The organism is Pseudozobellia sp. WGM2, assembly GCF_017810075.1.
Classification (GTDB): Bacteria; Bacteroidota; Bacteroidia; order Flavobacteriales; family Flavobacteriaceae; genus JADNYK01.
Window position 1 is genome coordinate 1 of the sequence record NZ_JADNYK010000022.1, and the last position, 1,740, is coordinate 1,740.

Below are 1,740 nucleotides of genomic sequence, written 5' to 3' on the forward strand. Positions count from 1 at the left end.
GTGGAGAATATCGGAGTCGAACCGATGACCTCCTGCGTGCAAGGCAGGCGCTCTAGCCAGCTGAGCTAATCCCCCGTCTTTAAAGTATCAGCGATCAGTGTTCAGTATTCAGTCATTATGCTGCGTACTGCGTACTGCGAACTGCGTACTGCAAACTGGTTTCCCAACCTCTAAAATTTCCAATGTTCCCTATTCTCAATGAACGTCGCGCCCTTCGGCACCATGTAGTCCCGGGCAGACTCGAACTGCCGACCTCTACATTATCAGTGTAGCGCTCTAACCAGCTGAGCTACGGGACTGTCCCGGACCATCCTCGCGGACGACCGTTTCCTATTATTATTATACCATAGAGACTTCTTCACATACTTGCCATATGAACGCTTTTCGGAAAATCGGTTAAGAATACAGAAAGGGGACGGGGCACGGTCGGTGCACCTATCGGCGAGGTCGCCCTTCCGCGACATCGTCGCGGAAAGCTCTAGAAAGGAGGTGTTCCAGCCGCACCTTCCGGTACGGCTACCTTGTTACGACTTAGCCCTAGTTACCGATCTTGCCCTAGGCCGCTCCTTGCGGTGACGGACTTCAGGCACTCCCGGCTTCCATGGCTTGACGGGCGGTGTGTACAAGGCCCGGGAACGTATTCACCGGATCATGGCTGATATCCGATTACTAGCGATTCCAGCTTCACGGGGTCGGGTTGCAGACCCCGATCCGAACTGTGACAGGTTTTGTGGATCCGCTCCTGCTTGCGCAGTGGCTTCCCGCTGTACCTGCCATTGTAGCACGTGTGTGGCCCAGGACGTAAGGGCCGTGATGATTTGACGTCGTCCCCACCTTCCTCACGGTTTGCACCGGCAGTCCCGTTAGAGTCCCCATCATGACATGCTGGCAACTAACGGTAGGGGTTGCGCTCGTTATAGGACTTAACCTGACACCTCACGGCACGAGCTGACGACAACCATGCAGCACCTTGCAAATTGCCCGAAGGAAAGGTCATCTCTGACCCTGTCAAAATGCATTTAAGCCCTGGTAAGGTTCCTCGCGTATCATCGAATTAAACCACATGCTCCACCGCTTGTGCGGGCCCCCGTCAATTCCTTTGAGTTTCATTCTTGCGAACGTACTCCCCAGGTGGGATACTTATCACTTTCGCTTGGCCGCCCAGGTCTCAAGGACCCGGACAGCTAGTATCCATCGTTTACGGCGTGGACTACCAGGGTATCTAATCCTGTTCGCTCCCCACGCTTTCGTCCATCAGCGTCAGTACATACTTAGTGAGCTGCCTTCGCGATCGGTGTTCTATGTAATATCTATGCATTTCACCGCTACACTACATATTCCGCCCACTCCAATATGACTCAAGACCGCCAGTATCAAGGGCAGTTCTACGGTTGAGCCGCAGACTTTCACCCCTGACTTAACGGCCCGCCTACGGACCCTTTAAACCCAATGATTCCGGATAACGCTCGGACCCTCCGTATTACCGCGGCTGCTGGCACGGAGTTAGCCGGTCCTTATTCTTACGGTACCGTCAACAGGCTACACGTAGCCCTTTTTCTTCCCGTATAAAAGCGGTTTACGACCCATAGGGCCTTCTTCCCGCACGCGGCATGGCTGGATCAGAGTTCCCTCCATTGTCCAATATTCCTCACTGCTGCCTCCCGTAGGAGTCTGGTCCGTGTCTCAGTACCAGTGTGGGGGATCCCCCTCTCAGGGCCCCTAACCATCGATGCCTTGGTG

Annotated in this window: 2 tRNA genes and 1 rRNA gene; all 3 read right to left on the reverse strand. The window is 54.4% G+C overall.

Annotated features, from left to right (window positions below):
* Nucleotide 1: 1 nt before the first annotated feature.
* Nucleotides 2-75: transfer RNA gene (locus tag IV512_RS19590), tRNA-Ala, on the reverse strand.
* A gap of 150 nt (nucleotides 76-225) precedes the next feature.
* Nucleotides 226-299: transfer RNA gene (locus IV512_RS19595), tRNA-Ile, on the reverse strand.
* Between the two features lie 183 nt (nucleotides 300-482).
* Nucleotides 483-1,740, reverse strand: a 16S ribosomal RNA gene (locus IV512_RS19600); the annotation flags it as partial.